Below are 26,827 nucleotides of genomic sequence, written 5' to 3' on the forward strand. Positions count from 1 at the left end.
TTCAGGGTAGAGTTACGCCCATTGAAAATCTTTCGCACGTTCCACAATGAAAACCTTTTTGAGAACCTGACGGCGGTAATGACATGATCGAAGTCACTGAAGTTTCCATTGCCCAATTGCGCGCTGCGCTGGTCTCCGGCCAGACCACTTCGGTCGAGCTGGTGCAGGCTTATCTGGCGCGAATCGATGCCTACGACGGTGCTGACACCGCCACCGCGCTCAACGCCGTGGTGGTGCGCAACCCTGATGCGCTGAAAGAAGCGCAAGCTGCTGACGAGCGTCGCGCCAAGGGCGAAACCCTCGGCCCGCTCGATGGCATTCCTTACACCGCCAAGGACAGCTACCTGGTCAAAGGCCTGACGGCAGCCTCCGGAAGCCCGGCATTTGTCGATCTTGTCGCCCACCGTGATGCGTTCACCATCGAGCGACTGCGCGCGGCCGGGGCGATCTGCCTGGGCAAGACCAATATGCCGCCGATGGCCAATGGTGGCATGCAGCGCGGCGTCTATGGTCGCGCCGAAAGTCCGTATAACGCCGAGTACCTGACGGCGCCATTCGCCTCCGGCTCGTCCAACGGCGCCGGCACCGCCACTGCCGCCAGTTTCGCCGCGTTCGGTCTGGCTGAAGAAACCTGGTCGAGCGGACGCGGTCCGGCGTCGAACAACGGCTTGTGCGCCTACACGCCGTCGCGCGGAGTGATTTCGGTGCGCGGCAACTGGCCGCTGACCCCGACCATGGACGTCGTCGTGCCGTACGCGCGCACCATGGCCGACTTGCTCGAAGTGCTCGACGTCGTGGTCGCCGAAGACACTGACAGCCGTGGCGATCTGTGGCGCCTGCAACCGTGGGTGCCGATCCCGAGCGTCATGTCGGTGCGCCCTGCTTCCTATGCCGAACTGGCGGTGAAGGCCGACGCCTTGGCCGGCAAGCGTCTAGGCGTGCCGAAGATGTACATCAATGCCGACCCCGAGGCCGGCACCAGCGCAGAACCGGGCATCGGCGGCCCGACCGGGCAACGCATCAACACCCGCGAGTCGATGATCGACCTGTGGAAGCAGGCACGCGCCGCGCTGGAAGCGGCCGGCGCCGAAGTCATCGAAGTCGATTTTCCGCTGGTGTCCAACTGCGAAGGCGACCGCCCGGGCGCGCCGACCGTGTTCAATCGCGGCATCGTCTCCAAAGAGTTTTTGCACCACGAACTGTGGGATCTGTCGGCCTGGGCGTTTGACGACTTCCTGCGCGCCAACGGCGACCCAAAGCTCAATCGTCTGGTCGATGTCGATGGGCCGAAAATCTTCCCCCACGACCCAGGCACGCTGCCGAACCGTGAAGGCGATCTGGCCGCCGGCATGGACGAATACGTGCGCATGGCCGAGCGCGGCATCACGCCGTGGGATCAGATTCCGACGCTGCCGGACGGTCTGCGTGGCCTGGAGAAAACCCGCAAGCTCGATCTCGAAGACTGGATGGATGCGCTGAAACTCGACGCGGTGCTGTTCCCGACCGTGGCCGACGTCGGCCCGGCGGATGCCGATGTCAATCCGCAATCGGCCGACATCGCCTGGAGCAACGGCGTCTGGGTCGCCAACGGCAACCTCGCGATTCGTCACCTCGGCGTGCCGACCGTGACCGTGCCGATGGGCGTCATGGCTGACATCGGCATGCCGGCCGGCTTGACCTTTGCCGGTCGCGCCTATGACGATTCGACGCTGCTGCGCCTGGCCTCGGCGTTTGAATCGACGGGGTCCAAACGTCTGGTGCCACCGCGCACGCCGCCGCTGTCCTGAAACAAAACGGGGTCGAGACTGTTCAGTCCCGACCCCGCTTGCCGTTATCGATCCGCCAACTCTTCCAGCAGATCGGCTGACGGCACGAAATACAGGCCTCCGGTGACGGCGGTGCTGAAATCCAGCAACTTGTCGTAATTGCCCAGCGGTTTGCCGACGAACATGTTTTCCAGCATCTGCTCCATCGGTTCCGGTGAGCGCGGATAGCCGATGAAGAACGTGCCGAACTCCCCCGCTCCCGGCCGACCAAACGGCATGTTGTCGCGCAGGATCTTCACTTCCTCGCCCGCCGCATTGGAAATTGTGGTCAGCGCACTGTGGGAATTGCTCGGTTTGACGTCTTCCCCCAATTCGATATCCGACAGTTTTGTGCGACCGATCACTCGCTCCTGAGCCTCGACACTCAAACCGTTCCACGCCGTCATGTTGTGCAGGTACTTCTGCACCAACACGTAACTGCCGCCGCTGAAGTCCCGATCTTCGTCACCGACGATGGTGAAATTCACCGCTTTGCGACCGACCGGATTTTCCGTGCCGTCGACAAAACCGATGATGCTGCGCATGTCGAAATAGCGGAAACCCTGAACCTCGTCGACCACCGTCACGGCATCGCCGAGCACCGCCATGATCTGCGTGGCGAGTTCAAAACACAGGTCCATTTGATCGGCGCGGATGTGCAGCAACAGGTCACCCGGCGTGGCCGGTGCATGACGCCCTTCAACGCCGAACTCACGAAAAGCGTGCAATGACGCCGGCCGCGGACTGCCGAACAAGCGATCCCAGCCATTCGACGAGAACCCGCAGATACACGTCAGGTTGCCCGCTGGGACACGCTTGCCGACCGATCGCACCAGCCCGGCAACATCACCGCACCAGCCCTTCACTGTTTCCGCCGCATCGGCGCCCGGTTTAAGCGTTGCGACGATGAAAATCGCGCTGCTGGTGATCGGGCTGCCGACGGCTTGAGGTTCCAAAGGGTCGTTGCTCATCGCTGAAATGGCCGCTCTACAAGAGATGGATGAGAAGGTTCGGGACGCGATTACCGCCTGACACTTCGTTTTTTTCGAACTGTTGCGCAGAAATAAACGATTTTTCTTTGCCGCAACGTCGTCGCTAGCATGACCTCGTCTGACTCTAAACCAATAAGACAGGGAGCGTGACATGCCCGCCACGAACATCAATATCGGCGAGCCCTGGATGTGGGGCGCCTTCATCGTTTTCGTTCTTGCCATGCTGGCATTGGACCTGTTTGTTTTCGGCGGGCGCAAGGCGCATCGCGTGTCAGTGCGCGAAGCCCTGTCGTGGGTCATTGCCTGGTGCCTGCTGGCCCTGAGCTTCGCCGGTTTGCTCTGGTGGTATCTGCACGGTGAGTTCGGCGCTGACATCGCCCGGCAGAAAACCCTCGAATTCCTCACCGGCTATTTGATCGAGCAATCGCTGTCGATCGACAACATGTTCGTCTTCGTGATGATCTTCAGCTACTTCGCTGTGCCGCCTGAGTTGCAGCGCCGCGTGCTGTTGTACGGCGTGCTCGGGGCGATCGTGATGCGCGCGGTGATGATCTTCGCCGGTGTCTGGCTGGTGTCGCAGTTCGAATGGCTGCTGTACGCCTTCGGCGTATTCCTGATCATCACCGGGATAAAGATGCTGGTGTTCGCCGAGCAGCAGCCGGATCTCGACAACAATCCCTTGCTGCGCTGGGTGCGTGGGCATATGCGCATCACCAGTGGTTTTCACGGCGAGCGGTTTTTCATCCTGCAGAACGGCGTGCGCTGGGCGACTCCGATGTTTCTGGTGCTGGTGCTGATCGAGGCCAGCGACTTGATGTTCGCAGTCGACAGCATCCCGGCGATCTTCGCCGTCACCACCGATCCGTTCATCGTGTTCACCTCGAACATCTTCGCGATCTTGGGATTACGCGCGCTGTACTTCCTGTTGGCGGACATGGCCGACCGCTTTCATTTGCTCAAGTATGGGTTGGCGATTGTGCTGGTGTTTATCGGCGGCAAAATGGTGCTGATGCCGTGGCTGCACATGCCGGTGGAGTGGTCGCTGGCGGTGGTGGGTGCGGTGATTTTCGGGTCAGTGCTGCTGAGCCTGGTTATCACCCGAGGGGCCGAACGCAGCACCGAATGACACCCCAAAAAACACTGTAGGAGTGAGCCTGCTCGCGATAGCGGCTTGTCAGACAAGGCGATATTGACTGACCGACCGCTATCGCGAGCAGGCTCACTCCTACAGGGGATCGGTGTTACTTATCAGATTTGATGTTGGTCCAGACGCGGGTACGCACGCGTTCGAGCTTCTGCGGCAATGGCTGCACGACATAGAGGTTTTTCAGCGCTTCCGGGGTCGGTGTCAGGTTCGGGTTGTCCGTGATCTCTTTGTTGATCAGCGGTATCGAATCCTTGTTTGCATTCGGGTAGCCGAGGAAGTCGCTGATCGGCGCAATGACTTTCGGATCGAGCAAGGTGTTGAGGAATTCGTGGGCCTCTTCGACATTCTTCGCACTCTTCGGAATCGCGAAAGTGTCGAACCAGATCGGCGCGCCTTCCTTCGGCAAGCGCCAGTCGACCACCACGCCATTGTTCGCCTCTTTGGCACGGTTGCCGAACTGATAGAAGCTGCCGGAGTAACCGATGGCCACGCAGATGTCGCCGTTGGCGATGTCGGTCATGTATTTGGCCGAGTTGAAGTAGGTCACGTAGGGGCGAACCTTGAGCATCAGCTCTTTGGCTTTTTCATAGTCGGCGGGGTTTTGGCTGTTCGGGTCGAGGCCGAGGTAATGCAGAGCCAACGGCAGAATTTCGGTCGGCGAATCAAGCATCGCTACACCGCAGGATTTGAGCTTTTCCATGTTCTCGGGTTTGAACACCAGATCCCAACTGTCCACCGGCGCGTTGTCACCCAATGCGGCCTTGACCTTGGCCGGGTTGAAGCCGATCAGCACCGTGCCGACCATGTAAGGCACGCCGTACTGGTTGCCGGGATCGTTCTTGCCGAGCAGTTTCAACAGCTCCGGATCCTGGTGGCTCCAGTTCGGCAGTTTCGACTTGTCGAGTTTCTGGAACACGCCCGCCTTGATCTGCGTTTCGAGGAACTGGTTGGACGGCACGACCAAGTCATAACCGGAGTTGCCGGTGAGCAGTTTGGCTTCCAGGGATTCGTTGGTATCGAAGGTGTCCCAGGTCACTTTGATGCCGCTTTTTGCCGCGAAATCCTTGGGCACGGAGGGCAGGATGTAATCCGCCCAGTTGTACACGCGCAGTTCGCGCTGCTCGGCCTGGACGGCGCTGGCCAACAGCGTCAGCCCACACACGGTGGCACCCAGAATGCGTTTCATCGTGACCATGGTTGTTTCCCCAAAATGCGGCGTGAGTTCGATGGTTTTTATGTTCTGTACACGGCAGCGGCTTGAAAGGTAGCCAAGGGCAAAAATAGTCCAGCGTTTAATTGTGGTTTTGATTCTTGCTGACAGCGTAGCCGGTTCACAGTGGGTGATTGGCCAAAAGGGGATCGATGTGGCCAATATGAATGACCGCTGGGATGCGGACAAAACAATGCCCGGCACATGGCCGGGCATTATTGTTTACGCGGACTGCGTCAATCGGTGTAACCCAACTTCGCCGCCCTGCTCTGCTGAGCCTGGCCGCGTGTCGCCAGGCAGTAATACAGCGGAACAGTGACCACCAGGCCGACCAGCCACGACAGATCCGCGCCATCAACCAGATTGGCGTAAGGCCCGACGTACAGCGACGTATTGGCGAACGGCAATTGCACGATGATGCCGATGAAATAGGCGATGATCGCGTGCAGGTTGAAGCGTCCGTAGATCCCGCCATCGGCGCGGAAGATCGACGTAATGTCGTAGCAACCGCGCTTGATCAGATAGAAGTCGATCAGGTTGATCGACGCCCACGGCACCAGCACCAAGAGCAGCGCCAGAATCAGCCCGATGAACTCGGAAATGAAATCCGCCGAGGCCCCGAGCGCCACCACGCAGCAGCCCGCCAGCACCACACTCGACAGCACCACACGTACCTTGATGCTCGGCGTCCATTGGCTGGCGAAGGTCTGGATCGAGGTGATGATCGACAGCACCGCGCCGTACAGATTGAGCGCGTTGTGGCTGATGATGTTGAGCAGGAACAGCACCATCAGAATCGGCCCCAGCCAACCGGTGGACTGCTTGACCGCAACCATCGCTTCAGTGCCTTCCGGCGTTGCCAGCACAGCCACCGCGCCGAAGGTGAACGACAGAATGGTGCCGAGCGTCGCGCCCAGATAGGTCGCCCAGAACGGCTTGGCGATGCCGATGTCGGCCGGCAGGTAACGCGAGTAGTCGGACACGTACGGCGAGAAGCTGATCTGCCAGATGATCCCCAGCGACACCGTCGCCAGCCAGCCGGACAGGTTGAAACTGCCGCGAGTGAAGAAGTCCGCCGGCAAATCATGGGCGAAGATGTAGATGAAACCCGCCAGCAGCGCGCTGCCCATCACCCAGGTGCCGATACGGTTCAGCGTATGGATGAAGTTGTAGCCGATCACACCGATGGCCGTGGCCGCCAACGCACCGATCAGGATGCTCAACGGCGCCGGCACCGACGGCGCAATGCCGACGATGGATTTGCCGGCAAGGACGATGTTGGAAATGAAGAAACCGATGTAGATGATCGCCGCGAAAAACACGATCAACAGCGCGCCGTAGCGCCCGAACTGGCCGCGACTCTGGACCATCTGCGGAATGCCCATGCGCGGACCTTGCGCTGAGGCCAGCGCAATCACCACGCCGCCGATCATGTGCCCGAGCGCAATTGCCAGCAGCCCCCAGAGCAAATCGAGATGGAACACCTGAACCACCATGGCGCCGGTGACGATGGGCAGTGGCGCAATGTTGGTGCTGAACCAAAGGGTGAACAGGTCGCGGGCCTTCCCGTGGCGTTCCGCGAGTGGGACATAGTCGACCGTATGGTTCTCGATCAACGGATCTTGCCGGGACATCTGGGACATATGCATGAACTCGAGTTTGTCTGTTCTTATCGTTGTATGAAGCCAAACCGGGGGGACTCTATGGCCGCCCCTCAGATGCCGACCATATTATGGTATTCCAAACTTTGCACAAGACTGATCCGCTGATTTGAACGCGATCTGCGCTGATATCCTCGCTGATCCTGCCCTTCGCTGACTAGCCGAAAGCCCCGTAAACATTGACTTTCCGACGAAAGAAGCACGTTTATCGGTTCACCTGAAAATCCCTTGCAAAGAATGTATTACGGTATACCATCAGACCTACAAACACATAAAAACCGCGTCACAACACCCGAGGACTACCCAATGATCGATGCTGCCATCTACAAACAAGTCATGGGCTCGTTCCCGTCCGGCGTCACTGTTATCACCACGCTGGATGACGACGGCCAGATCATCGGCCTGACCGCCAGCGCGTTCAGTTCGCTGTCGATGGACCCGGCGCTGGTGCTGTTCTGCCCCAACTACAGCTCCGATTCCTATCCGGTCTTGATCAAGAACAAACGCTTCGCCATCCATGTTCTCTCCGGCGGACAGCAAAGCGAAGCCTACGCCTTCGCCCGTAAAGGCAAGGACAAGGCGCAGGGTATCGAGTGGACGTTGAGCGAGTTGGGCAACCCTATTCTGGCCAATGCCACGGCGGTGATCGAGTGCGAGTTGTGGCGCGAATACGAAGGTGGCGACCACGCGATCATGGTCGGCGCGGTGAAGAATCTGATCGTGCCGGAGCAAGTGTCCGCACCGTTGGTGTATTGCCACGGGAAGATGGGTGCGTTGCCTGCGGTGGCTTGATTCCTCAATCAACACATAACCCTGTGGGAGCTGGCTTGCCAGCGATAGCGTCAGTTCAGTCAGCATCAATATTGACAGTAATGACGCCATCGCTGGCAAGCCAGCTCCCACAGGTTTTTATGTGACCCGGTAATGAATATCAGGTCCGGAAACGACTCACCAACTGATTCAACGTCTGCGACAACGCCGTCAGATTCTGCGCATCCTGGCGCGTCGAATCCGCCAGACTCGCCACCAACTGCGCATCCCCGTGAATCTGGCTGATATGCCGATTGATGTCCTCGGCGACCTGATGCTGTTCTTCCGCCGCCGTGGCGATCTGCGTGTTCATGTCGCGGATCACGTCCACGGACTCACGTATCAATCCAAAACTCGCACGCGCCTCGTTGATCGACAGCACAGTGTCCTGCGACACCTCAAGGCTGGCGTGCATTTGCTTGCCCATTTGATGAGTGCGTCGTGCCAGGTTACCGAGCAAAGCGTCGATCTCGCCGGTCGAGTCTGCGGTTCTCTTGGCCAGCGCGCGCACTTCGTCGGCGACCACGGCAAAACCGCGTCCCTGCTCCCCTGCCCGCGCCGCTTCGATTGCCGCGTTCAACGCCAGTAGATTGGTCTGTTCGGCGATGGAGCGGATGGTGCCGAGGATCGACTGAATGTCGTTGCTGTCCTGCTCCAATTGCTGCATCGACTCGGCGCTGTGGCCGATCTCCTGGCTCAGGCGCCCGACGTTGTTCACCGCCGCGTCGATCTGCTGTTGCCCGGCGTGAGCCTGGCGCTGGCCGTTGTCGGCAGAGTCCGCCGCCTGGCTGCACGAACGCGCGACTTCGTTGGAGGTGGCGACCATTTCGTGGAACGCCGTTGAGACCATGTCCACCGCTTCGCGCTGCCGTGAGGCGACTTCAGCCATTTCCGCCGAAACCTCGGTGGCGCTGCCAGAGCTGCTGTGAATCTGCCCGGCCGCCTGACCGATGCGCTGGATTAACGTGCGGATCGCCTCGAGAAACTGGTTGAACCAGCCAGCCAGTTGCGCGGTTTCATCCTGCCCGCGTACATCCAGTCTCGCGGTCAGATCGCCCTCACCCTGTGCAATGCCTTCCAGACCACTGGCCACGCCACGAATCGGCTTGACCATCAACCCGGCAAACCACGCACCGGCCATGGCGAACAGCAGCGCGCAGGCAACAGCGATGGCGCCGATGATCCAGGTCAGCCGCGTGGCGCCGGCCATGACTTCACTGGCCTTGACCACACCGACGAAGCGCCAGCCCAGCGACTCCGACGGCCAGACCAGCGCCATGTAGCGCTCGCCGGCCAATTCGACTTCCACCAGACCTTTGCCCGCCTCGGCCAGTTGTTTGTAGCCCTCGCCCAGATCGGTGAGTTGCTTGAAGTTGTGCGCCGGATCGCTCGGGTCAACCAACACTGTGTTGTTGGCTTCCATCAGCATCAGATAACCGCTGTCCCCGAGGCGGATCTGCTTGACCAGATCGGTCAGTTGCTTGAGCGACACATCGATATTCACAACCCCGGCGTTGCTGCCCAACTGATTGTTGAAACTGCGCACAGTACTCACCAGCACCACATCGTCCGCTGCCCAGTAATAGGCATCGGTGCGCAGCGTCTTGCCGGGATTGGCCATCGCGGTTTTGTACCAGGGCCGCGTGCGCGGATCGTAACTCGCCAGTTTCGGGTCGCCCGGCCAGAACAGGTAACCGCCCTGCTCGGTGCCCAACGAGAGATAGGTGTAAGCCGGATGGGCCTTGGCCAGCCCGGCGAACAACGCGAACACCTGCTGATCCTGCGGCCCCATCGGGATCTGCGCGGCGTCACTGCTCAGGTAGCGTTTAAGGCTGCCATCAATGCCCTGCAACTGCGGATGCTCAGCCAGATAGGCGACGTTCTGGCTGATGCCCTCGAAGAACAACTGCATGGCGTTCTCGACCTGGCGCACCTCCCTTCCGGTGCTGTCGATAAAGTTGTCCCGCGCCCCGTCGCGCACATTGAGGATGATCAGCACGGCCACCAGCAACACCGGCAGGCTGGCGATCACCGCGAACGCCAGAGTCAATTTTTGTTTTATGTTCATGTTTACTGCGCCTTCCTTGTTCGAAGTGTCGGTCAGAAATATTTTGCGGATATTCCGTATTATGGTATACCAATATTCAATCAACCGACCAGCCGTCCTCGAAGGCGTGCTTGAATGGTGAGAAGACTTGCGAGCGTTCAGCGCTCACGCCAGTGACACAGGCCCGCAAACGACCGGCCATCAACAAAAGATCCGAGGTAGCGTCATGAAATTTTCCCTGTTCGTACACATGGAACGCTGGGACGAAAGCGTCAGCCACCGCCAACTGTTCGAAGACCTGACCGAACTGACCTTGATGGCCGAGGCCGGTGGTTTCAGCACCGTGTGGATTGGCGAACACCACGCCATGGAATACACCATCTCGCCGAGCCCAATGCCGCTGCTGGCCTACCTCGCGGCCAAAACCACGACCATCCACCTCGGCGCCGGCACCATCATCGCGCCGTTCTGGCACCCGTTGCGGGTCGCCGGTGAATGCGCCTTGCTCGACGTCATCAGCAACGGCCGCATGGAAGTCGGCCTGGCCCGTGGCGCTTATCAGGTTGAATTCGACCGCATGGCCGGCGGCATGCCTGCCTCATCCGGCGGCCAGGCGCTGCGCGAAATGGTTCCGGTGGTCCGCGCCCTGTGGCAAGGCGACTACGCCCACGACGGCGACATCTGGAAATTCCCCACTTCGACCAGCGTGCCGAAGCCGATTCAAAAACCGAATCCGCCGATGTGGATCGCCGCCCGCGACCCGGACTCGCACAACTTCGCCGTGGCCAACGGCTGCAACGTCATGGTCACGCCGCTGATGAAAGGCGACGAAGAAGTCCTCGATCTGAAGAACAAGTTCCAGACAGCGCTGGACAACAACCCAGACGTGCCACGTCCGCAACTGATGGTGCTGCGCCACACCCACGTGCACACCGCTGATAACCCTGACGGCTGGAAAGTCGGCGCCAAAGCGATCTCGCGTTTCTACCGCACCTTCGATGCGTGGTTTGGCAACAAGGCAACGCCGGTCAACGGCTTCCTCGACCCAAGTCCGGAAGAGAAGTTTGCCGGACGTCCGGAGTTTGAACTGGAAAGCCTGCACAAGACCGCCATGATCGGCACGCCGGAAGAAATCATTCCGCGGATCAAGTACTACCAGGAACTGGGGGTGGATGAGTTCAGTTTCTGGTGCGATAACAGCTTGCCGCATGCGGAGAAGAAGAAATCGCTGGAATTGTTTATCAAGCATGTGGTGCCGGCGTTTCGGTGAGCCCTTGGGATTGAGTGAATGAAAAACGCCCCGGTTAATTTGGGGCGTTTTTTTGTTTTAGTCGAAATCGATTAAATCCAGGGTCGCTTGCAGCTTCACCGGTCAGGCATCACCGCCAAAAAAGTACTTGTTGCCTCCTGCATCCTTCAGATCATCTGTAGTGCCCTTCGCCGCATCCTGTCTGAGCTCAGCCCTTCCTCATCCATTCATCCACCTATCAATCAAACAACTTACACACCACCCCAGAACATCCCATAGCAAGGAAGCCTTTGTGAGGATCATCAAACTCACCAACTTTTTTAACTAACAACCCCTCCTTTTCAAATACATCATATAAAAATCTTGAATCCTCAACTGTATTACCAGTCCATCCCGTACCCAATGTTATTTCTTCCAAATGATTTTTAGGCAAGGCGACTAAATATGAACATCTCTCATTCAGAACAGCGTTCAATATCAATCTATCTGCCACACCTGATACACACAGCATGCCAAAAAACTTCAATTTCCCATCACATTCGACGACAACCTCTTTCGCTTGAGTCCCACCAATCAGGTTGACTCCTCGCGATTTCAACCCCCCCCACAAACCCCGATACCTGACTACTCTGGTATCTGGCTGCCAAGTTGAATTACCTATGAATGCATAAAGGCCATACCCAGATAGTTTTTTGTCGATTTCTTTTCGAATATAACTCAGTACTAAAATCGAGAAATCATGCGAAGAACACGGAATTAAAAAACTCGCCGCCGAAATCACCAAATCGCCACTCTCATTAGCTCGCGGTAGATTAATCACGTCATTAGAGGCAGCAACATCAGGCACTCTTAAAATATTAATTTCAGTAGTCATAATGGTTTCCTGCTTCATCATTAAAATGAGAACCCCGATTTTGCGGATCTCCCTCACCATAATCATGGCCTCCCGCATCATCGCGAATTCTCACCGTACGAACCCCACCTCCTGAAGCAGGAACATCAAATTCGTAGATTGTCCCAGGCTGAGGGTTGCCCCGTTTGTCAACACTTGGCAGCACCCGGCTAGGTTGTTGACTTGTCGGGATACCTGATTGGCGTTTCGCTTCGTTAAACGCTCCCCCTCGACCAGCCCCCTGAGGACTCAAATTCTCAGGAATTGTACCCTTCGCATCGATTCTACCTGGTAAGAAAATTGCGCCGACCTTGACCAGTTCTGCACCAACTTTCGTGAAGAACCCGCTGTCTTGGGAGTTCACTACACCAGCCATGCCCGCGGTAGAGCTCAAATTTCTCGATTGGACATCACCAACCCAAGCGGCCTCTGCGCCCCGTCCTTCAACCCTTAATTTCTTGACTAGCTCTGAAAATTTTTGATCATCATCAGCGAGATCATGTGCGATTTGGCGGCACGTATCAGGTGTTTTCTCACATACCCCACTGATTTCCATTTCTCGCATTTTATCGAGCGCTTCATATTTATCCCTGACAGCAAGCTTTTCCTTCTCCGTGGTTTTGCTGTCCATTTCAGCGAGCATCTCTTTCACCTCACGGTGGTAGAGATAGTTGTAGGTTGTGGCACTCCCGGCGATGCTGGCTCCCAACTGTGAATCGCCGTCCACTAGGGCTGCAGCGAGAACGCCCGTCAACTGGGACAGCATCACCTGCATTTGGTCATTGCCGCCAGCGAAGTCGATGAGCACATTCATCGCGGCTTCGTTCAGCCCGGCCGCAGCAGCGCCCGTAGCAAAATCCCCGCCCATGACTTGGGAGATCAAACCACCCATCAACGCATGCGCTACTACCTTTTCAATACTGCCTTCCGGAAACTTGATTGTGTTGTCGCCAACAAAATTGAATCCCGTCGCCATGGCGACATTGCCCGCTTCTCCCAGCAACGCAGATCCGAAGTTATCAGCAAAACTACCGCCGCCGATGGTCGTGGAGATGCCACTGGAAATGACAGCACGTCCTGTAGTGCGGATCGCGACATCGGTAAAGTTGCTGCTGGTTAAAATGCTCGCTGTTTTGCTGTTCCCAGCCGCAAACCAGTTGGCATCCGCGTAATCGAGCATGCCCGCCGTGAATCCCGCGATGGCTGCACCCTTCAGGCTGTCGGCACTGAATGTTTCTTTGAAGGCAGCACCCAGATTGCCTTTGTTACTGATGGTGCTGGTTACAGCCGTCGTCGCCAGACTGGTAGCAACGACGCCGGTGAAGCCTCCACTGACCAGAGCCAACCCACCCGGCCCCATTACGAACGACATCATGATCGCGATAGCGATTTGTGCTGCCGGACCAACGCCCGAATTCTCATACTTGAACGACTCGTGAATCTCCTTCACGCGCCGCCAATCCACATCCCCCCGTGCCTCGGCGTCCTTCAACCACGCCAGTTGCGGGTCGGCCTTGACCATCGTGTCGATTGTCTGGCTCACGGACTCCTGATTGACATCCTTGATATCAATCTTCAGCCCGTCGACCGCTTTGATGATGATGTTGCCCTTGGCGATCATCTGCGTCTGACGCAGGGTTTCGTCGGTGTTGCCGCGACCTTTCGCTGAGACCCACGCGGCGTTGTTGTTGGTTTTGGTATGGCTCTCATCGTGCAGATCTTTCACCCCTTCGAAGGTGATGGAGCCGCCGCTGTCGAGGACGATGTCCTTGCCGCTGTCGAGCTTGGCGACCTGGTAGCGTTGATCGCCCTTGCTGACCAGTGAGAGGTTGCCGCCGGTTTTGATTTCGCTGCCGACGTAGGTGGTGTCGGTGACTTCGTCGCGTTGCAGTTTCAGGTTGCCGAAACCACCCTTCTCCTTCATGTCGTAAAGGGTGTAATCCTTGTTCTGCGCCGCCAGCAGGTTCAGGTTGTTGCCGGCATAGACGTAGGCTTCGTTGCCTGCGCTGATCTTGCTCGCGACCAGTGTGGTGTCGCGGCCAGAGTTGGTTTTTACGTCGCCGCCAGCGATGAATTCAGCGGCTTTCTGGACGGTGTGGTTGTCTTCTTCATGGACGCGTTTCTTGCCGTCCTTGCTGTGGGTTTCGACGTTGTTTTCGTCGCCGGCCGAGGTCATGAAGATGTCGCGCTTGGCGTCGGCGGTGAGGTTGCCTTTGGCTTCGGCGGTGCTGGCGACGACGTTGATGTCGCGACCGGCATCAAGCTTCAGGTTGCCACCGGTTTTCACCGTCGAGGACAGATTGTCCACGGTGGTGGTAATGATTGAGCGATGGCCGCCATCGAACGATTCGTGCAGTTCGTTTTCTTCGCGCGTCGCCAACAGGTTGATGTCGCGGGCCGCGCTCAGGCTGGCGTCGCCGCCGCTGCTGATGGATGACGAGTTGACCAGATCGTTGCCCGATTTGATGGTCAGGCTGTCCCGTGCGCTGATGTTGCCGCCGTCATCGACGAGGGTGCGCATGCCGTTGCCGTCGCGCACGGCAATGGCGGTGCGATCGTTGACGATGTCGCCTTTGAGGCTGGTCAGTTCGACTTGGTTGCCACGGATTTCGCCGGCCAGTGCGTTGCGAATGCTGTCGGTGGCCATGAGTTTGATGCGCTCATTGGCTTCGACCAGGCCGCCCTGATAGAGGCTGCCCTTCACATCGACAGAGACGTCTTTGCTCGCACTCAGGGTGCCGACGTTGACCAGGTCATTACCGGCGATCAGCTCCAGGTCGCGGCCCTGAATCAGGCTGCCGCCGCGCACGTTGCGCGATTCGGCCTGGGCCAGATACAGCACCGGCACCAGCACTTTCTGGCCGTCGACGATGCGTTCTTCCATCCACACGATGTCGTGGGTCAGTGCGGCGACCTGTTCCGAGGTCAGGCTGACGCCGACCGACAGGTTCAGTTCGTTCTTGCTGGCGAGCGCGTTATCCATCAGGTAACGGAATTGCTCGTAGTCATTCTCCAGGCCGCCGGCAAGGAAACGCTGACCGGTCTGGGCCATGACGGCGTCGCTGATCAGGCGCGATTCATAGCGGCCATCGCCGAGGCGGCGTGCGGTTTCATCGGCGCTGAAATTGAGTTTGCCGAGCAGGTAGTCGGAACTCATGAACGGCGCGGTCTGGGTCAGCTCCGGGTTGGTCTCGATCAGGTAGCGGCTCTGCGGATTGCTGCTCTGCACGAACATGCCGTACGGGCCTTTCGGCAAACGGAACGTCGAGGACGCCGTTGGATCGACCGCCGCAAACGGCACGCCTTTGAAGTCCACGGGTACGAAGCTGATCTGCTTCACGCCATCGGCGTCGATGTGTTCGATACGGGTGACGGATTTCGGCGTCTGCGCGCTGGCGTCGGTGCTGTGCTTACCGAGGTTGATGTTGATGCCACCAACCGCGTCGGTCTGGTCGCTGGACAAGGCGCCGGTCAGTTGACCATAGGTGTTGTCGTACAGCGTGCCGTTCTGGATGCTGTTGGCGACGTCGAGTTTGACCTTGCCGCCGGCCTGCATCACGGCCGAGTAGACGGTGTTGCCGTTTTCATTCCAGGTGGTGACGTCACTGGTCTGGGCAAAGCGTGAGTCGCTGGAGCGACTGACCAGTTCGTCAAACCGCGCCTGATCGAAATTCCCCGCCGCCGTCGCTGCGTTGAACGCCGGGATATCGATGAACTCCATCTGATCCCACAGGCTGTTGGCGATGTGTTCCGGCGTACCGATCTGTACCACGCGGTGGCCCGAGCGCGACTCCGCGCCCTGGTTCAGCAAGCTGTCGGCGGTCACCGTCAAATCACCGTTGGCGGCCAACAGGCTGTAACGGTTTTCCACCCGGTTGGCGTGGATGTTGAGGTTCTTCCCGGCGACGAAGCGTGCCGCGCGTGAGTCCTTGACCACCTGATCATTGAAGTCAGTGGTGATGGTGATGTAGCCGCGCTTCCAGCCGTCACCGCCACCGCAGTGCTGACCGCATACCCAGCTCAGGCTGCCGGACGACTGCCCCGAGGTCAGCTCGAATTCGGCCTTGGCGTTTTCCACCGAGACCGCGTTGATGTCGATGTCACCCTCGCCTTCGACGGTGCCCGACAAGTTGCTGAACACTGCAGCGCGACCACCACCGACGGCGTCGAAGCTCAGGTTGCCGCGACTGTAGATGTCGCCGTAGAAGTTGTTCAGGCTGTTGCCGTGCAGCTTCATCGTGCCGCCGCTGAACAGCAGCGTATCGGCACCGTTGTAAATGCCGTTGGCGGCGGTGAATTCGAGATTGCCTTGGGCACCGAGGGTGCCTTTGTTGTTGATCTGCGCCGCCGTCACCGTGAGGTTCTGGTTGGCGATCAAGCGGCCAAGGTTATCCAGCGTGCCGCGCAGGGTCATGACGGTATCGCCACCGCTGACCAGTCGACCGTCCTGTTGAATCACGTCGTTGGCGTTGATCGTAAGTTTCTGCTGCGCCGAGACTTTACCGCTGTTGAGCAGATTTCCGCCCAGGTTCAGGGTCAGGTCACCGTCGCTCGCCAATTGCCCGGCGTTGCTCAGGTTGGCGACATTGAGGTTCAGCGTCGACGCACTGGCGATGCGGTCGCCGGCGTTGAGCGTCAGGTCCTGCGCACTGGTATAAGTCAGCCCGCCGTTCAGTTGCCAAGTGCCGACGCCGTTGACCGCGCCGACATCCCACACGCCCTTGCCCAGACCGGTGAGGCTGCCCTGGGTGCCGGTCAGTTGAGTCAGGTCCAGATCGAACAAACCCTGCGCCGCGTGGCGCACGTTGCCGCTGAGGTTATTCAGTTGCGCGCCGGACAGCACCAAATCCTGGCTGCCGATTTCGATGATGCCGCTCTGGTTGTTGAGGTTGCCGGTCAGTTTGATTTGACTGGAGGCGCCCCCCAGTGCGCGGACTTGGCCGCCAGCGCTGTTATCCAGGCCGCTGGCCGTCAGCTTGAGACTGGTGGCCGATTCGATCAGGCCGCCCTGATTGAGAATCTGCCCAACCGCGTCGAGGCCCAGTTGATTGCCACTGATCTCGCCGCCGGTGTTGTCCAGACTGGTGCCGTTGAAGATCACCTGATCCTTGCCGAACAGTTTGCCGGCGCGGTTGGTCAGGCGGGTTACGGTCAGCGTCAAGTCATCGATCAGGCTGGAAATCAGCCCGGCCTTGCCGTTGACTGCGCTGTTGTCGAGGTCGGCGCTGGTGATGTTCAACGAGTCGGCTTGCAGGGTGCCGCCCTGGTTCTGCAGGCTGCCGGTGCCCAGTGCCAGTTCGGCGTGACTGCCGTTGGCGAGGATGATGCCTTGCTGGTTGAGCAGGGTTTTGCCGGTGATTTTCAGGCCGTCGCTGCCGGCGATGATTTGCCCGCCTGCGTTGTTGTTGATCGCCGCGCTGGTGATGTCCAGACGCTTGCCTTGCAGGGTGCCGCCACGGTTGTCCAGCGAGGTCAGTTGATCGAGCAGCAGGCGCTGATCGCCAGCATCGACCACACCGGTCACGTTGCTGAAGACACCTGCAATGTTGAGCACAACATCACCGCCATTGCCGACGATACCGCCCTTGTCGTTGTTGCTCAGTTGCGTGGCGTGGATGTCGATGGTGTTGCCGAGCAGGACGCCAGCGCTGTTATCGACGACAGCGCTTTCGATGTGCAGGTCGGCCTCGCTCTGGATCCGGCCCTTGTGGTTGAGCAGTTGCGATTGGCCCGGCGCAGTTTGCGTGAGGATCAATCGCGCGCCATCGGCACCCGCCGCCAACAGGCCGCTGTCACTGTTATCGAGGCTCGCGGCGTGCAGCTCTAGACCGTCGGCGATCATGCGCCCGCCGCGGTTGTCGACGTGGCCGTCCTTCGCCACTAGCAACAGTTGTTTCGCGGCGACCACCCCGCCACGGTTGTCGACCGAACCGGCCTGAATCTCGACGTCCGCCTGACTGGATTGCAGCCGCCCCAAAGCGTTGTTCAGGTGCTGCTGCACCACCAGCGTGAGCTGGCCGGTTTCGGCGCTGATCGCGCCGTCGTTGTTGCCGGTGAGATTGCGCAGGTTGGCCTCGACCACGCCACCCAACAGTTTGCCGCTAGCGTTTTGCACATCCTGCGCGGTCAGGTTGAGGCGATCGGTGCCTTGAATCAGACCTTGGCTGTTGTCCAGGTCTGCGCTGGTGACCACCGTTTCGGCGGAGGAAATCGTGCCTTGAGTGTTGTCGAGCGTGTCGACGCTGGTCACCTCAAGGGTTTTACCGGTCAGGCTGGCGTTGCGATTGTTGATGCTCTGTGCGGCCACCGTCAGGCGATCCGAGGCTTGCAGCTTGCCGTCGTGGTTATCCAGGTCCTGCGTCAGCGTCAGTTCGGCCGTACCGTTTTCGGCACTGATGACACCTTTGTCGCTGTTATCGAGGCGCGCCGCTGTGACCTTGATCTGGTCAGCGGCCAGCGTACCGCCCTGATTGAGCAATTCGCCGCCAGACACCGCCAGCGTGGTTTTCGCCTGAAGCTTGCCTTTGCCGTTGTCCAGACGCTCACGGGCGAGCACCTTGGCGTCGCTCTGGCTGGCGCCGATCAGGCCGCTGCTGTTGTCGAGTTGGCGGGCGTCGATGTCCAGGCGCCCGGCGATGATTTTGCCGTCGCTGTTTTTCACTTCTCGGGCATTGAGCTTGAGGCTGCCGCCGGCGATTTCGATGCGGCCGTGACGGTTGTCCAGACTGTCGACCACCAGGGTCGCCGCTTGCCCATCGGCAAAGCGGATCAGACCATTCAGGTTGACGATGGCCGGTGCACTCAAGGCCAGGCGGGTCTCACCGTAAAGGCGTGCATTCACGCCTTTGTTGACCAAACGCCCAGCGTTGAGCGTGACGGTTTTTGCCTGGACGATGCCGTTCTGATTGTCGAACACGGTCGCGGCAGTGGCGTTCAGGTTTCGACTGGCCAAGACACTGCCAGTGTTGCTCACGGCGGCGCTGTTGATGGACAGATCACCGGTGGCATTGCGACTGTTGTCGGCATTCACCCCGGCTTCAATCACACCATTGTTGGTCAGCTTGCCGCCGCTGCTCAGGCTGACGCCGTCGCGGGCGGCCAGGCTTTGGCGGTTGATCAGTTGCTCGGCGGTTTGCACGTTCAGTTGCGTGCCGGCGTACACCGGCCCTTGAGCATCGAGGCTTTTAGCGTTGATGGCGACGGCGTTGCTCGCCGTGACCTTGGCCATGCTCAACTGGCCATTGAGGTCGATCTGGATGTCACCGGCGCTGGCCGCGAGATCACCCGCCAGTTTCACGCCGACGCCCTGCTCGGTGCCCACCAGTTTGATCGCACCGGCATACATGCCGCCGAGCGCCGAGGAGTCGATGGCCAGTTGTGGTTTGGCGCTGCCATCGTCGGCGCGTGCGGTCGCGGCGAGGGTGTCGGCGTTTACGTCGTTGCGGCCGGTGGTGATGTTGAGGTTCTTGGCGTGGATCTGCGCGTTGATCTGCGCACTGCGGGTGATGATGTCGAAGCTGTCGACGCTGCTCGCATCGAGGCCGACGCCATCGATGGAGATGCTGCCCTGATCCACCTGAAAATGATCCAGTCGACCGTTGTCGAGCACCGGTTTACCAGTGGTCAGCGTGACGCGTGGGGTGTTGATGAAGCCGCAGCCGTTGCAACTGATGCCATAAGGGTTGGCCACGATCACCCGTGCCGACTGCCCTGCCACTTCGGTGTAACCGCGCAACTGGCTCGGGCTGCCGCCGTTGACTTCGTTGAGGATGGCTTGTGCCGCCGCACCACGCAGGTTCGGGTTGCCGAGAATGATCCCGCCCAGTTGCGTCAGCTGCGTGCGCGCCGTGGCGTTGTTGAGGATGACGCCCTGCGCGCCGACGTTGTAATCGTGAAACTGGTTATGCGACAGCCCACTGCCGTTGGGTGCGGCGATGTTGACGATCGGCACGCCATTGCCCGCGTTATCAAGGCTGGTGCCCGGCGCATTGACGACGATGCCATCGGCCTGCGCCCACATCGGTTGCCAGAACATGACGTTGGCCAGCAGGAACGCGAGGCCGCGTTTAGGCATGCCCCAGAAGCGTTCGCGCGGTTTGACGGCCGCAGAAGGTTGGCCGGCCAAAAAGGTCAGGTGGCGAATGTCCATATCAGAATCTCGGGGCAGGCAAAAATTAAATGAAGAAATCCAGGCGGAAATAGATCGGTGCTTCGCGCTCGGTCAGCGCGTCCGGTCGTTCCAGGGAATGGGCAAACGTCACGCTGGCGGCGACGTACTGACCACGGGCGAACAACTCCACGGAGTTGCTCGACATGCGCCCGTGCTGATCAGCGTTGTAACGATCGCCACGAATCACGCCTTGGTCGTAACCGAGGCTGGTGCCGTATTCGGCAAACACCGGTTGCAGCCACTCGGCAGTCACCGGACGGCTCCAGCGCAAATCGTTGCGCCAGTAACCGCCGCTGTCGCCGGACAGCGACTGGTCCTTGTAGCCACGAATCGACGACGAACCGCCGAGGCTGGTGCGCTGCGGGCTGAACAGCAAGTCTTCACTGCGCTGACCGGTCATCAAACTGCTGAACGTGAACGACTCGCCCCACACTTTGAAAGGCTGCAAGTAGCTCAGGGTCGCGGTGTATTTGCGGTAGCGCGCGTCCGGTTCGCCGGGGCCCGGATCGTGACTGCCCTGCGCGTCGAAGGCGCCGATGCCTTCCTGCATGCCGGCGTCAAAGTTGACGAACGCACTGCCGACCCGACGACCATGGTTGAAGCCGAACTGCGCTTCGCTGATGCGGTTGCTGCTCAGTGTGAGTTTGCTGTCTTCAATGAAACTGTTGGTGCGCAGGTACGACAATCCGGCGTTGAGCGAGGTTTTGCTCAGGGCGTCGCGATGGATCACGCGCTCGGCGCGCAGTTGGTGGTTTTCGCTGTCGCCGGTCTGTTTGAAGTTGAAACCGCTGGCAGAGATCAGCGAGCGATACTCGCTCTGACTGTAGGTATAACTGAAATTCCACCAGCCCCACGGCATGCTGTAGTTGAGCATGGCGTTGTTCGAGGTGTGCTGGTGATCGGTCATCGCATCGTGACCGCCACGCAGGTTCAACTGATCGGCAAGCCCCAACGGACTGTCCCAATCGAACGACGTGCCCCATTGCTGCTCACCGGTGCTGCGCTGGCCGTCGTTGTTACGCGACAGCCCGGCCCGCCACGGTTTCTGCGGCGTATTGTTGACCAGCACTTCGCTGCCGCCGACATTCTTGCCCGGTGACAGCTCCATTTTGGCCTGATTGGACGGCAGTCGATTGAGCTGGTCGACCATCTGCTCGATCTCGCGCAGGTTGATCAGATCCCCCGCCTTGCCGGGAAAAGCCATCGCCAGTTCGCGCTCGGAAATCTTGCTGTTCTCGGCGCCCTTCAAGCCTTCGAGCTTGCCTTCGACTACCAGCACTTTCAGGTGCCCGCCGGACAGATCCTGTTGCGGCAAATAAGCGCGACTGGTGACCAATCCCTTTTCGATGTAGTGATCGGTGATGACTTTCAGCAGCTCGTTGAGCTGCGGCACGCCGAGACATTCGCCGATGTAGGGTTTGAGCAAACGGGTTTTCTCACGCTCCGACAGGCTGTCGGCGCCTTTGAGTTCGATGTCTTTGATCGGAAAGCAACGAGTATCTGTGGGCGCTGCCGGCTGTTCCGGCCGGGCATCCTTGCCAGGCAATTCCTTGAGCTCATCGAGACGCCGTTGCTGCTCTTCGAGCAGGCGGTTCTGGCGTTCGCGGATCAGGTCGGTGTCACCGGGAGTGGGTGCAGCAGCAGCGATTTGAAGTGGAGAAAGGCACAGCAAAGCCAGGCACAACCTCGCCGCAAGGGCGGGTGAGGACATGATCGCTCCCTCGAAACATAAAGTAACATCAAAATAGTGGCGCGATATTAGATGGCCATCATTTTGACGTCAAACAAACGTTTCGTTGTTTTGTCGAATTTGTATCAGGAAATCAACAAAACTTGCCGTGGGAGCCTCTCTCAGGGCCTTCACCGAATTACCTGCCAAACCAGCACCTGCATACAAGTGACGTCAGCCGTTTGCGTGGATAGTGAGAACGGCCATTTCGGCCTTCACTGATGCCCCCTGACGCAAGGAGTTTGCATGAGCACGTTCACCACCCAAGACGGCACCGAGATCTATTTCAAGGACTGGGGCAGCGGCAAGCCCGTGCTGTTCAGCCATGGCTGGCCGCTGGATGCCGACATGTGGGAATACCAGATGGAATATCTGAGCAGCCGTGGCTACCGCACGATTGCCTTCGACCGCCGTGGTTTCGGTCGCTCCGATCAGCCGTGGACCGGTTATGACTACGACACCTTCGCTGACGACATCGCGCAACTGATCAACCATCTAGACCTGCGCGACGTGACGCTGGTGGGCTTCTCCATGGGCGGCGGCGATGTCAGCCGCTATATCGCCCGCCATGGCAGCGAGCGCGTGGCCGGGCTGGTACTACTCGGCGCGGTGACGCCGCTTTTCGGCAAGAAAGCCGACTTCCCGCAAGGCGTCGACACCTCGGTGTTCGACGGCATCAAGGCTGGTTTGCTGAAGGATCGTGCGCAATTCATCGCCGATTTCGCCGCACCGTTCTACGGCACCAACCAGGGCCAGACGGTCTCCGACGGCGTGCTCACGCAAACCCTCAACGTCGCGCTGCTGGCGTCACTCAAAGGCACCGTGGATTGCGTCACCGCGTTCTCGGAAACCGACTTCCGCCCGGACATGGCCAAGATCGACGTGCCGACCCTGGTTATTCATGGTGACGGCGATCAGATCGTGCCGTTCGAAACCACGGGCAAGCTGGCAGCGGCGCAAATCAAAGGCGCCGAGCTGAAGGTTTACGCCGGTGCACCGCATGGGTTTGCAGTGACCCATGCGCAGGCGTTGAACGAAGATTTGCTGGCATTCCTCAAGCGATAACCTCGCGCACTCAGGCCGGCCGCTGAACCTGTGGCAAGGGAGCCATCTCCCTTGCCACAAAATGCTCATGCTTCAAGCGCCATCCGCACCCGAACGCTGTCACTAAAGCCCCGTATTCAAAGGCTCCCAGCCCTCTGCATCAGAATTTTATCTTCACATCCCAGCTTAATAATATTTTACCGATACCCCCCCTCTCCCTAGTCTGGCCTCAAGCAAAACGGACAAGCCAACAGCGGCCCGAATCCCACTGCCTTGCTAGGAAGGATGTAGAGATGACCACTGCAATAATAAAAACAGACACGCTGATCGTGGGTGCCGGCCAAGCGGGCGTGGCGATGAGCGAGCACCTGAGCAAACTCGGTGTGCCGCACCTGGTGCTGGAGCGCAATCGCATCGCCGAGCGCTGGCGCACCGGGCGTTGGGACTCGCTGGTCGCCAACGGCCCGGCGTGGCACGACCGCTTCCCGGGTCTGGAATTCGATGACGTCGACCCCGACGGTTTCGCCCCGAAAGAACGCGTGGCCGACTACTTCGAAGCCTATGCGAAGAAATTCAATGCGCCGGTCCGCACCGGCGTTGAAGTGAAAAGCGTGGTGCGCAATGTCGGCCGTCCGGGTTTCACCGTCGAGACCTCCGAAGGCGTGATCGAAGCCAGCCGCGTAGTCGCCGCCACCGGTCCGTTCCAGAAACCAGTGATCCCGGCGATTGCCCCGCAAGATGAACGTCTGCTGCAGATCCATTCCGCCGACTATCGCAACCCGCAGCAACTGCCGGAGGGCGCGGTGCTGGTGGTTGGTGCGGGTTCGTCGGGCGTACAGATCGCCGATGAACTGCACCGCTCCGGCAAACGCGTTTACCTGTCCGTCGGCGCCCATGACCGCCCGCCTCGCGCTTACCGTAACCGTGATTTCTGCTGGTGGCTGGGCGTGCTCGGCGAGTGGGATCAAGCGGCGATGAAACCCGGCCGCGAGCACGTGACCATCGCCGTCAGCGGCGCCCATGGCGGGCGCACTATCGATTTCCGGGGTCTGGCCCATCGCGGCATGACCCTGGTCGGCGTCACCGAGTCGTTCAACAACGGCGTGGTGACCTTCAAGCAGGACCTGGTCGGCAACCTCAACCGTGGCGATGAAAACTATCTGGCGCTGCTGGATGCCGCCGATGCCTACATCGAGCGCAACGGCCTCGACCTGCCGGAAGAACCGGAGGCCCGCGAAACGTATCCAGAGCCTGAGTGCGTGAAAAACCCATTGGCCGATCTGAATCTGGCCGAGGCTGGCATCACCTCAATCATCTGGGCCACCGGGTTTGCCGTGGATTACTCCTGGCTGCAAGTCGCCGCGTTCGACGACAAGGGCAAGCCTGTGCATCAGCGCGGTGTGTCGAGTGAGCCGGGCGTGTATTTCCTGGGTTTGCCGTGGCAGTCGCGTCGCGGCTCGTCGTTCATCTGGGGCGTGTGGCACGACGCCAAGCACGTCGCCGATCACATCGCCACCCAGCGCAAGTATCTGGACTACCGCGATGCCGAGCAGCGTGAAGCCGAGCTGCACACGCCGACAAACAACAAAGTCGCCGACACCATCGACGCCTGATTTCCCTCTTTCGCTCCGGCGCCGATTGCGCCGGGCAACCCTGAATCTGGAGCTGCACATGAGCAAGCCAACCCACACGCGCATCCGTATGTTCAACACCAAAGACACCTACCCGAACCAGACCCTGGACAATGACCTCTGCCAGGCGGTGCGTGCCGGCAATACCGTGTATGTCCGTGGTCAGGTCGGTACCGATTTCGATGGCAACCTGGTCGGTCTGGGTGATCCGCGTGCGCAGGCTGAACAGGCCATGCGCAACGTCAAGCAACTGCTCGAAGAAGCCGGCAGCGACATGAGCCACATCGTCAAGACCACCACCTACCTGATCGACCCGCGTTATCGCGAGGCGGTGTATGGCGAAGTCGGCAAGTGGCTCAAGGGCGTGTTCCCGATTTCCACCGGGCTGGTGGTGTCGGCGCTGGGGCAGCCGCAGTGGTTGATGGAGATTGATGTGATTGCGGTGATTCCTGAGTAAGGCATCACACTGAGTTGTGGCCTTCGCTGGCAAGCCAGCTCCCACAGGTATCGGGTTGATCACAAAATTTTCAAACAACTCCAAACCCTGTGGGAGCTGGCTTGCCAGCGATGAGACCCCCAAGGACAACATCTTCCTAGAAAGGAGTAAGCAGATGACCTTTTCAATCGCAGCCCGCTGCGCCGAAACCGGCCAGTTCGGTATCGCCATCAGTTCTTCCAGCATCGCCGTCGGCGCGCGCTGCCCATGGCTGCTGCCGGGCGTGGGCGCAGTGTCGAGCCAGAACATCACCCTGCCGTCCCTCGGCCCGGAAGTCCTCGCCCTGATGGAGCAAGGTCTGGCGCCGGACGATGCGCTGGACAAAGTTCTCACCCGCAACGGCTACAGCCAGTACCGCCAGATCACCGCGATCAACCACCTCGGCCAGACTGCGCACTTCAGCGGTTCGCAGACCCTCGGCGTGCACAACGCGGTCTCCGGCGAACAATGCGTCGCCGCCGGCAATATGCTCGCCGGGCGCTCGGTGATCGAGGCGATGGTCAGCGCCTTTGAAGACGGCGAAGGGCAACTCGCCGACCGTCTGCTCAAAGCCCTGCACGCCGCCCAGGCACTTGGCGGTGAAGCAGGCCCGGTGCATTCGGCTGCTGTCGTCGTGGTCGGCGAACAGACCTGGCCGATCGTCAACTTGCGCGTGGACTGGGCCGATGAAGACCCGATCGGTCAGCTGCAAAAGCTCTGGGATGCCTATCAGCCGCAGCTTCAGGACTACATCGACCGCGCCCTCGACCCCGCCAAAGCGCCGGGTTATGGCGTCGCCGGTGATGATCGATGAACAGCGTCAAGTTGCTCAAGGCGCTGGTGGGGTTCGACACCACCAGCCGTGAATCCAACTTGCAGCTGATCGAATTCGTCCGTGATTACCTCGAAGGTTTCGACGTGCCGTGCGCGCTGATCTACAACGATGAGCGCAGCAAAGCCAACCTGTTCGCCACGATTGGCCCGTCAGATCAGCCGGGCATCGTGCTGTCCGGGCACACCGATGTGGTGCCGGTCGATGGCCAGCCGTGGACGCTGCCACCGTTTGAACTGACTGAGCGCGACGGCAAATTGTTCGGCCGTGGCACGGCGGACATGAAGGGCTACATCGCCTGCGTGCTCGCCCTGGTGCCGGCGCTGACGCAGGCGTCTTTACGCATCCCGGTGCACATCGCGTTGTCCTATGACGAAGAAGTCGGCTGCCTCGGTGTGCGTTCGTTGCTCAAGGTGCTGGAGCAACGTCCGGTCAAACCGCTGTTGTGCATCATCGGCGAGCCGACCGAACTGAAACCGGTGCTCGGTCACAAAGGCAAACTGGCGATGCGCTGCGATGTGCATGGCCATCCGTGCCATTCCGCGTATGCGCCGCTCGGCGTCAACGCCATCGAATACGCCGCCGAACTCATCGGCGAACTGGGCCGTCTCGGCCAGCAACTGAAAGCGCCGGAGCTTCACGACGGCCGTTTCGACCCGCCCTACAGCACCGTGCAAACCGGGGTGATCAGCGGCGGCAAAGCCTTGAACATCGTGCCCGCCGATTGCCGTTTCGATTTCGAGATTCGCGCCCTGCCCTCGCAGGATCCAGCGTTGGTTGCTGAGGCATTGAAGAACTATGCCGAGCGCGAAGTGCTGCCGCGTATGCGTGCAGTCAGTGCGCAAAGCGACATCCGTTTCAGCGAATTGTCGGCCTATCCAGGGCTGGTCACCGATGCGCAGAGCCAGGCCGCCGAGTTGATTGCGGCGTTCTGCGGCTCAACGGAGTTCGGCACGGTAGCGTTCGGCACCGAAGGCGGACTGTTTGATGCGGTGGGCATTCCTACCGTGGTCTGCGGCCCCGGCAGCATGGATCAGGGCCACAAACCCGATGAGTTCGTGAGCCTTGATCAGCTAAAGGCTTGCGATGACATGCTCCAGCGTGTGCTGACGTTTATCCGCGCTTGAAACCCG

The 26,827-nt window shown here is 59.6% G+C and carries 15 protein-coding genes and 2 pseudogenes; 9 read left to right on the plus strand and 8 right to left on the minus strand.

The features are described from left to right. Positions 1 to 83 precede the first annotated feature (83 nt). Positions 84 to 1,787 (plus strand): amidase, encoded by a 1,704-nt coding sequence (locus EJA71_RS14400; protein ID WP_158957869.1) that lies wholly within the window; start codon positions 84 to 86, stop codon positions 1,785 to 1,787. Between the two features lie 44 nt (positions 1,788 to 1,831). On the opposite strand, the gene EJA71_RS14405 is transcribed toward EJA71_RS14400, so the two are convergent. Beyond that, positions 1,832 to 2,776: a Dyp-type peroxidase gene (locus EJA71_RS14405; RefSeq protein ID WP_158957871.1), complete on the minus strand. Its 945-nt coding sequence runs from the start codon at positions 2,774 to 2,776 to the stop codon at positions 1,832 to 1,834. 172 nt (positions 2,777 to 2,948) lie between these two features. Between EJA71_RS14405 and EJA71_RS14410 the strand changes: the two genes are divergently transcribed. Further along, complete coding sequence (locus EJA71_RS14410) at positions 2,949 to 3,923, plus strand: TerC family protein (RefSeq protein WP_158957873.1); 975 nt, start codon at positions 2,949 to 2,951, stop codon at positions 3,921 to 3,923. Between the two features lie 115 nt (positions 3,924 to 4,038). On the opposite strand, the gene EJA71_RS14415 is transcribed toward EJA71_RS14410, so the two are convergent. Beyond that, a complete protein-coding gene (locus EJA71_RS14415) occupies positions 4,039 to 5,139 on the minus strand; it encodes a polyamine ABC transporter substrate-binding protein (protein ID WP_158957875.1) in 1,101 nt (366 codons plus the stop codon). Between the two features lie 251 nt (positions 5,140 to 5,390). Beyond that, on the minus strand, positions 5,391 to 6,797 hold the full coding sequence (locus EJA71_RS14420; protein ID WP_158957877.1) for a cytosine permease: 1,407 nt from the start codon (positions 6,795 to 6,797) through the stop codon (positions 5,391 to 5,393). A gap of 324 nt (positions 6,798 to 7,121) precedes the next feature. On the opposite strand from EJA71_RS14420, the gene EJA71_RS14425 reads away from it, so the two are divergent. After that, a complete protein-coding gene (locus tag EJA71_RS14425; RefSeq protein WP_158957879.1) occupies positions 7,122 to 7,607 on the plus strand; it encodes a flavin reductase family protein in 486 nt (161 codons plus the stop codon). Positions 7,608 to 7,746: 139 nt separating this feature from the next. Here EJA71_RS14425 and EJA71_RS27840 read toward each other — a convergent pair whose 3' ends face one another. Together EJA71_RS27840 and EJA71_RS27845 are read right to left on the minus strand one after the other, a co-directional pair. Beyond that, positions 7,747 to 8,514, minus strand: coding sequence for a methyl-accepting chemotaxis protein (locus tag EJA71_RS27840; RefSeq protein ID WP_371925682.1), 768 nt, complete (start codon positions 8,512 to 8,514; stop codon positions 7,747 to 7,749). A gap of 138 nt (positions 8,515 to 8,652) precedes the next feature. Beyond that, positions 8,653 to 9,693, minus strand: a pseudogene (locus tag EJA71_RS27845) (cache domain-containing protein); the annotation flags it as partial. A gap of 205 nt (positions 9,694 to 9,898) precedes the next feature. On the opposite strand from EJA71_RS27845, the gene EJA71_RS14435 reads away from it, so the two are divergent. Then, positions 9,899 to 10,942, plus strand: coding sequence for an LLM class flavin-dependent oxidoreductase (locus EJA71_RS14435; RefSeq protein WP_129392825.1), 1,044 nt, complete (start codon positions 9,899 to 9,901; stop codon positions 10,940 to 10,942). A gap of 217 nt (positions 10,943 to 11,159) precedes the next feature. Here the strand turns inward: EJA71_RS14435 and EJA71_RS14440 are convergent, their stop codons facing one another. The 3 genes and pseudogenes from EJA71_RS14440 to EJA71_RS14450 form a co-directional block, all read right to left on the minus strand. Beyond that, on the minus strand, positions 11,160 to 11,795 hold the full coding sequence (locus EJA71_RS14440) for a hypothetical protein (protein WP_158957883.1): 636 nt from the start codon (positions 11,793 to 11,795) through the stop codon (positions 11,160 to 11,162). Between the two features lie 52 nt (positions 11,796 to 11,847). Beyond that, positions 11,848 to 19,962, minus strand: a pseudogene (locus EJA71_RS14445) (DUF637 domain-containing protein); the annotation flags it as partial. A gap of 25 nt (positions 19,963 to 19,987) precedes the next feature. Next, the gene (locus tag EJA71_RS14450; protein ID WP_158957887.1) at positions 19,988 to 21,694 is read right to left on the minus strand and encodes a ShlB/FhaC/HecB family hemolysin secretion/activation protein; all 1,707 of its coding nucleotides are present in this window, start codon (positions 21,692 to 21,694) and stop codon (positions 19,988 to 19,990) included. Positions 21,695 to 21,958: 264 nt separating this feature from the next. Between EJA71_RS14450 and EJA71_RS14455 the strand changes: the two genes are divergently transcribed. The 5 genes from EJA71_RS14455 to argE all read left to right on the plus strand — a co-directional run bounded on the left by EJA71_RS14455 (position 21,959) and on the right by argE (position 26,821). Then, positions 21,959 to 22,777, plus strand: a complete 819-nt coding sequence (locus EJA71_RS14455; protein WP_158957889.1) for an alpha/beta fold hydrolase — start codon at positions 21,959 to 21,961, stop codon at positions 22,775 to 22,777. A 272-nt stretch (positions 22,778 to 23,049) separates the two neighbouring features. Continuing rightward, positions 23,050 to 24,369: an NAD(P)/FAD-dependent oxidoreductase gene (locus tag EJA71_RS14460; protein ID WP_158957891.1), complete on the plus strand. Its 1,320-nt coding sequence runs from the start codon at positions 23,050 to 23,052 to the stop codon at positions 24,367 to 24,369. A gap of 58 nt (positions 24,370 to 24,427) precedes the next feature. Next, positions 24,428 to 24,844: a RidA family protein gene (locus EJA71_RS14465; RefSeq protein ID WP_008086115.1), complete on the plus strand. Its 417-nt coding sequence runs from the start codon at positions 24,428 to 24,430 to the stop codon at positions 24,842 to 24,844. 154 nt (positions 24,845 to 24,998) lie between these two features. Next, positions 24,999 to 25,676, plus strand: a complete 678-nt coding sequence (locus tag EJA71_RS14470) for a DUF1028 domain-containing protein (protein WP_158957893.1) — start codon at positions 24,999 to 25,001, stop codon at positions 25,674 to 25,676. Continuing rightward, positions 25,673 to 26,821 carry an acetylornithine deacetylase gene (gene argE / locus EJA71_RS14475; RefSeq protein WP_158957895.1) on the plus strand — a complete coding sequence of 383 codons (1,149 nt, stop codon included), beginning with the start codon at positions 25,673 to 25,675 and terminating at the stop codon, positions 26,819 to 26,821. The genes EJA71_RS14470 and argE overlap by 4 nt, the downstream gene beginning before the upstream one ends. The last annotated feature ends 6 nt before the right edge of the window (positions 26,822 to 26,827 follow it).

Origin of the sequence: Pseudomonas sp. PB106 (assembly GCF_009764645.1) — a bacterium.
GTDB lineage: Bacteria > Pseudomonadota > Gammaproteobacteria > Pseudomonadales > Pseudomonadaceae > Aquipseudomonas.

What these genes read in the sequence shown, in the direction of transcription:
- EJA71_RS14400 (WP_158957869.1), top strand. Translation starts at nt 84, where the DNA reads ATGATCGAAGTCACTGAAGTTTCCATTGCCCAATTGCGCGCTGCGCTG.
- EJA71_RS14405 (WP_158957871.1), bottom strand. Translation starts at nt 2,776, where the DNA reads ATGAGCAACGACCCTTTGGAACCTCAAGCCGTCGGCAGCCCGATCACC.
- EJA71_RS14410 (WP_158957873.1), top strand. Translation starts at nt 2,949, where the DNA reads ATGCCCGCCACGAACATCAATATCGGCGAGCCCTGGATGTGGGGCGCC.
- EJA71_RS14415 (WP_158957875.1), bottom strand. Translation starts at nt 5,139, where the DNA reads ATGGTCACGATGAAACGCATTCTGGGTGCCACCGTGTGTGGGCTGACG.
- EJA71_RS14420 (WP_158957877.1), bottom strand. Translation starts at nt 6,797, where the DNA reads ATGTCCCAGATGTCCCGGCAAGATCCGTTGATCGAGAACCATACGGTC.
- EJA71_RS14425 (WP_158957879.1), top strand. Translation starts at nt 7,122, where the DNA reads ATGATCGATGCTGCCATCTACAAACAAGTCATGGGCTCGTTCCCGTCC.
- EJA71_RS27840 (WP_371925682.1), bottom strand. Translation starts at nt 8,514, where the DNA reads ATGGCTGAAGTCGCCTCACGGCAGCGCGAAGCGGTGGACATGGTCTCA.
- EJA71_RS14435 (WP_129392825.1), top strand. Translation starts at nt 9,899, where the DNA reads ATGAAATTTTCCCTGTTCGTACACATGGAACGCTGGGACGAAAGCGTC.
- EJA71_RS14440 (WP_158957883.1), bottom strand. Translation starts at nt 11,795, where the DNA reads ATGACTACTGAAATTAATATTTTAAGAGTGCCTGATGTTGCTGCCTCT.
- EJA71_RS14450 (WP_158957887.1), bottom strand. Translation starts at nt 21,694, where the DNA reads ATGTCCTCACCCGCCCTTGCGGCGAGGTTGTGCCTGGCTTTGCTGTGC.
- EJA71_RS14455 (WP_158957889.1), top strand. Translation starts at nt 21,959, where the DNA reads ATGAGCACGTTCACCACCCAAGACGGCACCGAGATCTATTTCAAGGAC.
- EJA71_RS14460 (WP_158957891.1), top strand. Translation starts at nt 23,050, where the DNA reads ATGACCACTGCAATAATAAAAACAGACACGCTGATCGTGGGTGCCGGC.
- EJA71_RS14465 (WP_008086115.1), top strand. Translation starts at nt 24,428, where the DNA reads ATGAGCAAGCCAACCCACACGCGCATCCGTATGTTCAACACCAAAGAC.
- EJA71_RS14470 (WP_158957893.1), top strand. Translation starts at nt 24,999, where the DNA reads ATGACCTTTTCAATCGCAGCCCGCTGCGCCGAAACCGGCCAGTTCGGT.
- argE (WP_158957895.1), top strand. Translation starts at nt 25,673, where the DNA reads ATGAACAGCGTCAAGTTGCTCAAGGCGCTGGTGGGGTTCGACACCACC.